This window comes from Aquimarina rhabdastrellae, assembly GCA_947387485.1.
Classification (GTDB): domain Bacteria; phylum Bacteroidota; class Bacteroidia; order Flavobacteriales; family Flavobacteriaceae; genus Aquimarina.
Window position 1 is genome coordinate 1 of record CANDNT010000034.1, and the last position, 9,442, is coordinate 9,442.

Annotated in this window: 2 protein-coding genes; both read right to left on the reverse strand. The window is 37.0% G+C overall.

Annotated features, from left to right (window positions below; translation table 11 throughout):
• Positions 1-2,006 (reverse strand): SDR family NAD(P)-dependent oxidoreductase (locus ACYEKI_RS20955; RefSeq protein ID WP_459213171.1); only part of this gene is annotated, 2,006 nt, incomplete at its 3' end.
• Between the two features lie 31 nt (positions 2,007-2,037).
• On the reverse strand, positions 2,038-9,411 hold the full coding sequence (locus ACYEKI_RS20960) for a polyketide synthase (protein WP_459213172.1): 7,374 nt from the start codon (positions 9,409-9,411) through the stop codon (positions 2,038-2,040).
• Positions 9,412-9,442: the final 31 nt, after the last annotated feature.

Genomic DNA, 9,442 nt, shown 5'->3' on the forward strand with positions numbered 1-9,442 from the left:
TCTGTGCAATCATCACTATAATAATCACGCCAATCCCATCGATCTTTTGGTACTTCTGTAATACAATCCTTTCCTTCCCGAAGGTTATTCCAGTACGCATCAATATTCTCTGACTCAGGGTAACGGCCACTTAACCCCACTATCGCAATCGGATCTGATGCTATTGATCGTTTTGAATCATTTATTTTATCAAAAAGGCGAAATCTATTAAATCGATTACTTAGAATCTGTTTCTTACTATTCTTATTTGTTATTTGAGGTTTGATATTAGGCAAAGGCGACTCAGAAGTTTTATCTTGTTTTGCATTAAACAGATTCGACAATTGAATAGAATGATATTTTACAAAGTATTCTACAAGCTCTCTAATAGTCTGGTATTCAAAAAACAATGTTTTAGGCAAAGCCCCAAAGGTTATTTCCAACTGGCCGGTAAATTTCATCGCCAAAACAGAATCAATACCGTATTTTTCCAGAGGTTCCTGAGGATCTATTTTATGAGAAGTTAGTTTTAATAAAGACGAAAATTCTTTGCATAGATATTCCTCTGTTTTTTCGATAAGTACATCAGAATTTTGAATCTCGATAGTTGTACGTGACGATGGTTCGTTTTTGATCGCCTCTTCTATCTTTTTAACCTTCATTTGCTTTAAAAAATCCTCGTGCATTACCAGGATTTGATCATAACCAAGCTCCAAACAGCTATAAAAAGCATGCATTCCGGTTATGGTTTCCATCGGTTGTACATTTATACTTTGTGCAAGTATTTCTCTATTCTCTCTATCTATTTGCATTCCTCCTTCTTCCCATAATGGCCAGTTAATGGATACAGTATGTCCCTTGCGGTGTCCTTTTGTAACCTGTTGATTACGATATATGGCAAACTCATCCATAAAACCATTTGCAGCTGCATAGTCCGATTGTCCAACATTTCCTAATTGAGAAGCTACCGAGGAAAACAATACCATAAAATCCAAATCTATATCCTTACTGGACTGATCCAAATTATACGTACCAATTACTTTGGGGGACAATACACTCGAAAACTCCTCTACTGTCTTTTTTATAATAAAATTATCAGAAGTCATCCCTGCACAATGTAGAATACCTTGTAATCCTCCTTTTTCTTTAACTATACCGGAGATAACCTTAGTAACTTCTTTTACATTGTCAAGTGCTAATTGTTGGTATTCTACTTTGTTCTCTCGGATAGGAAGCGCTTCCAACAATACCTTCTTTTCCTGAGTCAATGCGGATCTACCTGTCAATATGATTTGGGAACGAGTAGTTTGCTTAAGAATTTCTTTAGTAAACAAAAGCCCAAGACCTCCCAAACCACCCGTGATCAGATAAACACCTTGATCTTTGAAGACTATTTTAGGATGTACTTGCGTAGCCTCTATTTCTTCTCTTTTTAGAACATATCGGATACCTTGATCATACTTTATTATTTCGTCATTTGGATTCGATTGGTTATCCTTCAATTGTACTATAAGATCATTAGCAGCAACTTTTGGATCAACTAATATAACCTGAGGAACCAGTAACGGGTTTTCTAAAGCTGCTGTTTTCAACAACCCCGAAAGCCCTGCTAAAATTATACGCTCCTCTTCATTAGGTACAACCAACTGGATCAGTACTTTTCCTTCTGGTTTATCGGTAAGTATATTCTGAATCAATTCAAAACAGGACAAAGCATATGCCTGAAATCTATCTGAAATAGGTTGTTGTGATTTTATATGTAAAGATTTAACCTTATACCCAGGAACTAAAGCTTTTAATTCAGTATCCACAATCATCATTTCGCATAGTATCACATATTTTCGTACGTAAGCACTTTGATTACTTGCAATTGATGTTTCAACTTTCCAGATTGGGTTTGAAAGTATGGTTCCTTCAATTTTTCTTTGTTCCTGTAATTTTATTTCCTTTATTTTTTGCAAAGCTTCTTTTTGTGTAAGCTTTCCGCCAGAAATATTTTTAAATATATTTTTTAGGTTTTCCTTCATGTTTCCTTAAAATTTTCTACTGAATTCAGTTTTAAACTAATTCTACGGCTTCGTCATCCGAAAGTTCCTTATTCAAAACACTTTGAATAAGTTCCTGATAATAAGTTTCATTAAAAATGGAACCATTTACAGCAGTATTACTTATAGATCCATTTGTAGATATTTTATTTAAAGGTTGAATGCTATTTTCCATAACCCGAAAAGCAAATTCTCTAATTTCTACACATACGATTCCCTCTTCATCAAACAGATCAATATCCAGTTTTGTAATTCTACTATCCTGATCAGTATTAGCGGCATATCGAACCCATGCAACCATTGTTTTTGTACAAGCAGATTTGATTCTTAAAGATCCTAATGCAAAAGGTAGAAATGGTTGGGACGAGACCTTACTTAAATCATCAAACAACCCTATAGATGCCTGTAAAGCACTATCCATGATACTTGGGTGCAAGATGTAATCGTTTTGTTCTATTTCAATCACATCCGGTATAATTATATCTGCTAGTACCTGTCTATCTCCTTTATAAATTTCTACAATACCTTGATGTGCGGGTCCGTATTGAAGTCCCATTTTAGAAAAAACATCATAAACTAAACTTCTGTTCAATGTATCCAATGTCATTTGTTCTCTTAGTTCACTGATATTGGTTTTTACCTGTGGTATGGAATTACTAAAAGTTGCCTGCCCTTGAAAATGAATAATCTCTTCATTCTCGTGATGGCTGTATATTTCGTAAAGTATTAAATCTCCTTCTGTGGGGTTTGAGTCATCTAAAAGTAATCTTGTATTAATTTCTTTTTTCTCATCAACTTTAAATGGCTGTATCCAAGCAATACTAAAAAACTCTAAATCAGATAGTTTTAAAGGTTTCGGTGTAGATTTCTCTATAGCAACACGAACCATTTCCAAGTATGCAACTCCGGGAAGAATCTTCTGATTAAAAACCAAATGATCTTTTAAGAAAAATTCTTCTCCACTAAATGTCGTACTATAACACTGCTTACTAAAATCAGAAATATTTTTATGTACCAAAGGGTGTAATACTTCTATGTTTCTTTCTTTTTCTTTTATAGTATTATCTATCGTTTCTTCTATCCAGTATCGCTCTTTGGCAAAAGGGTATAACGGTAAACTTATACGTTTGGGTTTTGAACTATAAAGCTTGTTCCAATCAAACTCTAATCCTTTTACCCATAAATCAAGTAGTTTTGATAGTTTTTGTTGACTTATATATTTCTCTACAATAGTATCCCTCATCTCATCATCATGGCTTATGATGCGTAACCCTTCTTTATTTTGTTTTACCTGCCCTCGATATACACCAGAGATATTCTCTTTACCTTGAATATAACCCTGAAGTTTTTCTATCAATTCATTCTCCTCCCGTATCATCAAGCCAAGACGCTCTTCCATAGCTTCTCTACCCTCCTGAAGCGTATATCCCACCTCTATCAAGTCCAGGGATCCTTTTCTTTCTTCTATAAATCGCAACAAGTTTGATGCCTTTTGTTGTAATTGTTCTTCTGATCGGGCTGATAGAGGGATCATAAAAGCTCCGTTTTCCTTAACAACCTGAACCGGTTTTTGAGTTACTTTCCTGGAATCAGGAATATATTCCTGCAATACCAAATGAGCATTGGTACCACTGAATCCAAACGAACTGATTGCGGCTTGTCGTTGCTGACCTTCCTTGACCTTCCAATCTCTGAGCTTAGTACTTACATAAAACGGACTATCATCCAAACTGATATGTTCGTTTAGCTCACCAAAATTTATAGTCGGTGGTAACTGTTGATGTTTTAAGGATTGAACTACCTTAATAACCCCAGCTACCCCGGCTGCAGTTAAACAATGGCCTATATTACTCTTTACTGATCCTAAAGCACAATACTCTTTTTCCTGAGTATATTTTTTAAAGGTCTTACGTAATCCTTCTATCTCAATAGGATCTCCTAATTTGGTACCCGTACCGTGTGCTTCTATCAACTGGATACTATTCGGGTCTATATCAAACTGATCATAGACCTGTTGCTCTAATTGGGTTTGTGATTCTGTATTTGGTGCTGTAATACCATTGGTCTTTCCATCCTGGTTTACTCCCCATCCCCTGATCAATCCCAAGATATTATCCCCGTCTTTTTCTGCATCTTCTACTCTTTTGAGCATTACCGCCCCCACTCCTTCTCCTGGTACAAAACCATTGGCTTGCTGATCAAAAGTATGGCATTTACCATCTGGGGAAAGCATCCCGGATTGAGCTGCTTTAATATGCATATCCGGACCAGCCATAACATAAACCCCTCCTGCCAATGCAGCATCAATACTACCTGATACCAAGGCATCACAAGCATTAGCAATAGCAACTAACGAAGAAGAACAAGCAGTATCCATAGAGATACAAGGGCCTTGTAAATTTAAAAAGTAAGAAATACGGGCCGCCAGAATTGAAGTTGAACCCCCTGTAAATCCTTGAGCGCTTAGCTGATCTTCTCTTGATAACATTTGATAATCTCCATAAGCACATCCTACATATACCCCACATTTACTACCTGAAAAACTATGTGGATTATATCCTGAATTCTCCATAGTATGCCAACAGGATTGTAAAAACAAACGTTGTTGCGGATCCATACTCTCCGCCTCTACGGGGGATATATTAAAAAACATAGGATCAAACAGATCGTATCCCTCCAGGGCACCCATCCACTTACTATACGTCTTACCCGCAACAGCATCCCCTTGCTGGTAATAACGATCAATATCCCATCGATCTCCAGGGATTTCACTGATACAATCTCTGCCTTCAGCTATATTCTGCCAAAAAACATCAACATCCTCTGCTTTGGGAAACTGACCTGACATACCTATAATGGCTATACCTCCTATACTATCTTTTTCTCTATTTGAAGTAGTACGAAGTGAAGACCTTCCCTTGCGTATCGATGTAAGTACTCTTCGGGTAATCTGCTTTACCTGTACTGTTTTTTCTTTCTTAAGGGAATTAACAACTGGGGTATATACCTCTTCTTCTTCAACTCCTAACTCTCCCTGTATATACTCACTTAATGCTAAAAGAGTGGCATAACTATACACAATGGTAGCTTGTAATGTAATACCAAACTTCTCATTGATCTTACGGATAAAAGTAACCCCTACAATAGAATCAAGCCCCAGGTCAACAAACTGACTATCTTCATCTATCTCTTCCTCCTCCAGATGTAACTCTGCTGCTAATAACCCTCTTAAATCCAATAATATATCTGACTGTTTTTTTATACCTGTAGTTACTGTCTTTGTTGAAGCAATAGTAGATACGGGTTGCTCAACAGGTATTACTTGTTCTTTTTCTTCTTGCCCGGTTTCTCCCAATACATAACTACTTAATGCGGAAAGGGTAGCGTAACTATATACAAGCGTTGCTTGTAATGTAATACCAAACTTCTCATTGATCTTACGGATAAAGGTAACCCCTACAATGGAGTCCAGTCCCAGATCCACAAACTGGCTGTCTTCATCTATCTCTTCCTCCTCCAGGTGTAACTCCCCGGCCAATAATGACTTAAGATCAGCAATGATCATAGGTAATGTATATTTACCTTGTGATACAGGTTCTGGTGTGGATAATACACTATTAGTAAGAGGTAATGGATCTTTTCTACTTGCCGATGTTGTATTAAAGTTACCTTCTATACGCTCTAGGGTATCCAAACTTCCTACAAAAGTCTCATCATGCATAGATAACTCCTGTGCACAAATATCTTCTAAACGATCCTTGATATGACGCATCATTTGATCCTTAAAAGCAATTAAACTACTTCGCCAATTACGTGTTAATTCCTTAGCCAGATCTAATGCAAACTCACTAATCTCCTTTCTTGATACTACCGGTAAGGATATTCTTTTTTCTTTTAATGTCTCACCTGCATATTCAATCCCTGTAAGCAAAGTACCACGTGCAAGATCATGTCCTATACGCTCCGGAAAAATCAAGGTTGCTCCTGCTCCCGGTGTAAAACCATAATTCATATAAGGACTTACATAATGGCTCTCTTTACTCAAGATGGGGAAATCACTGAACATACCCATTGACCACCCTGCTCCAATTCCATGACCTTGCATCGCTGCAATCACAGGAATATTACAATCCAAAGCTAGTTGAAAGATTCTGGTATCTGTAAACCTGGCTTTTCCTTCCTGGATCGCAACTAAACTCTCCTTAGTCCCTCCGGAAGCAAAATAACTATCATATCCGGTCAATACTACCACCTTATAGGTTGAAGATTCTGAAATATGATCAAAAACCTCTATCATACCTTCTATAAAGGCATCTGAAAACATATTCCTCGCCTCCCGGTCTTCCATCCTGATCTCTATAATACCCTCAGGATGTAAAATAGCTTTGATTACTTCGGATTCTAATGCTATTCTTGTTGCTTCCTCTGGTAATGTTGTTGTAACCTCTTCTTCATTTATAGTCCATAACGGCAACTCCTCTAATACAGCTCTCAGCTCTGAAGTTTGAGCCTTTTTCCATTCTTTTATAACTTCTATTGGAAATGATGACCAATATCTTGCCTGTTCCAAAGCTTCTACCATAGGATCTGATGAAACCAGTACGGAACCTGTATGCTCCTGTAAATCCGAACCACTATACTCCCTACCTGTAAGCAATACCTCCTGGGATAAAGAATATCCCAGGCCACGATTAAAAAACGGAAGGGATAACCTGCCTAATTCCGGAACTCCTACCAATTCAGAAGCACAATAAGCCCCATCTGTATGGTAGATACAAACATCACAACTCTGAGCTATTAACCAACCCAGATCTCTGGCATTTCTTTCTAAAACTGAAATTACTGGTACTGAAGCACCGATCAATACCTCCTGAAGTTGTATGATTTCTTCTAATGAAGTTGATAAATCAGATACTCGTAAAAACCCTTCATCTCCACTACTAAGAATAATTACCTTGTAAGCCGATGTCTTTTCTACTTGATCCAGAACTTCTGATATTCCGGAAATCAACGTCTTTAACTTATAGTTTTTAGATCTCGTATCTATTTTAATAGTTAACACTCCTTCTATAGAAGTCTCCAGTTGTAAATATTTTGAGCGAGTGGTTACCTGAATTTCTAATCCAGCTAATGATTCCTCCGTCTTAAAAGTGTTAACCTGTTTTAATTCTGTTACCTGTTTTGCTATACCACGAATAAGATGTTTCTTTAATAAACGAAGCGAGTTTTGTGGTTTCTCACTCAAAGATCGTACAAGATCTTCTGTATAAGAACCTACTTGATCCGAAGTAACTATTGGAGTGCTCCAACCTCTTTTATTCAAAGTATTACCGGTCGATACTCCAAAACGATATAAAAAGTCCCTGGATAATACAGCACCAAAACGTTCTTTAAACAGAGATTCCTCCTTTATAATAGGAAACATCCCTCCCTTTACATCTGTATATCTATATTGGGATTCCTTACTAAAAACCATAAAATCACATAGGGCTCCTAATAAGAAACCTGCCTCCATTGCATCTCCCTGCATCTCAGCAATTACAGGGTAAGGAAATGAAGTTATCGATTGATAAAGCCCCTGAGTTAGACACTCGTTATAAGAGTTACGATCTCCCTGAAGGAAAGTTTTATTCGTTCCTCTTACTATCAAAACTTTTAATCCCGGAAAATCTTTTACATAGTTAAGGCTATGCACTAAATCCCCTATAAGTTCTTCTGAAAGAAGATTATCCTGTTCTGTAGCTATCTCAAGACTGTAAATACCCTGACTTCTATCATATAATTTTATATTAGAGATCTTCCTTACGTATTTTAAAGCAACCGATGTAGTTTCTGTGGTAGCTAGGCTAAACTGTGCTTTGGGTATTGCCTGATCTTGAATTGCTTTTTCCTGTGTTTTATGTAAATTTAGTAACGAAATATTGACAGGTTTGGATAATGATCCTTTATCTAAATCCTGATTCTTTGAAATACTACGTTCTGTAGTATTTATAATTCGAGTTGGAATTGAAAGTTCTTTTGGCTGATTCTCAACCGCTCTTAACGGCAATGATTTACTACTTACTTCTTCTTTTTTATCAACTTCATTCCTTATTTCTTTATCTGTTAGTTCATAGTAAACTTCCTTAATTTGGACACATACTTCTCCTTGTTTGTTACATAGGTCGATATCCAAAGTATCTGTTTGATTTGAAGGACGGATCCAAATAAACATCTCTCGAGAACAACTATCAATTACCTTTAAAGAAGCTATCTCTATCGGAATAAAAATTTGATGACCTTCTCCTGATGATAATTGACTCCCCAACTGTAAAGCATTCTCAAACATGGTTGGGTCTAATCTATATATATCCTCTCCAGATATCAATGATTCCGGAAGGGTCAACGCTATCAATAATTCTTCCTTATTGTCGTATACACTCACAACCTCTGATAATGAAAGGTCATAAGCACTATTTATTCCTTCATTTCCGATTCGCCGCTTAAGTTCAACTATATCTAAAACAGCCTTTGAGGATCCTGTTGATATAACACTACTACCTTGGCAATACACTAACTCTTCTTCTCCTTCTGGATTATAAATCTCAAAATCTATAACATCTTTGCTTTGAGGTAGCAAAGCAATATCTACTCGTAAGGTTTCTTTAATCGGTACTGGACCAGTCCACACAACATCCCTAAACTCAACAGTAATGAAACTTTCCTTATCTGGTAAAGAATCTATCAGCGCCGCTCTGGCCATCTCTAAATACACTGGTACAGAAAGTTCATTCTTACCAGAACCCAAAGTATAAAACTCATCTCCTATAAAAGTGGAACTATAAACCTGATGGGATAGATCTGAAATATTACGGTGAAGCAATGGGTGAAGTACTGAAGTAACCTTACCCTTTACTGATTCTTTACTATCTACTATATCTATCCAGTATCGCTCCCTGGCAAACGGATATGTAGGAAGGCTCATCAACTTGGGCTGGGTATTCACATACAATTCCTGCCAGTCGATATCCTGACCTTTGCTCCATACCTCTATCAATAATACATAATTACGATCTTTTATCCATTGACTAACCATTTGTTCTAAGTCCAATCCTTCGGTTGCATAACCTGAAAGCAAATCCCGGTCACGTTTAACCTGACCCTGATAAATACCTGTTATATCATCCGTACCCTTTAGATAAGATTCCAGTTTTTGAATTAACTCATCAATAGAGCTTACCACAAAACCAACACGTTCATCCATTGCTTCACGGCCTACCTGAAGCGTATAAGACATAGCTCTAAGCTCCAGGGAGTTCTTCTCCTTGTTTGAAAAGCGAAGGAAATCCAATAAATCATTTGCCTTCTGTTCTAATTGCAATGGCTTCTTTGCTGATAATGGGATCATAAACTCAGAGTTCGATCCGTTAAAGGAAGGT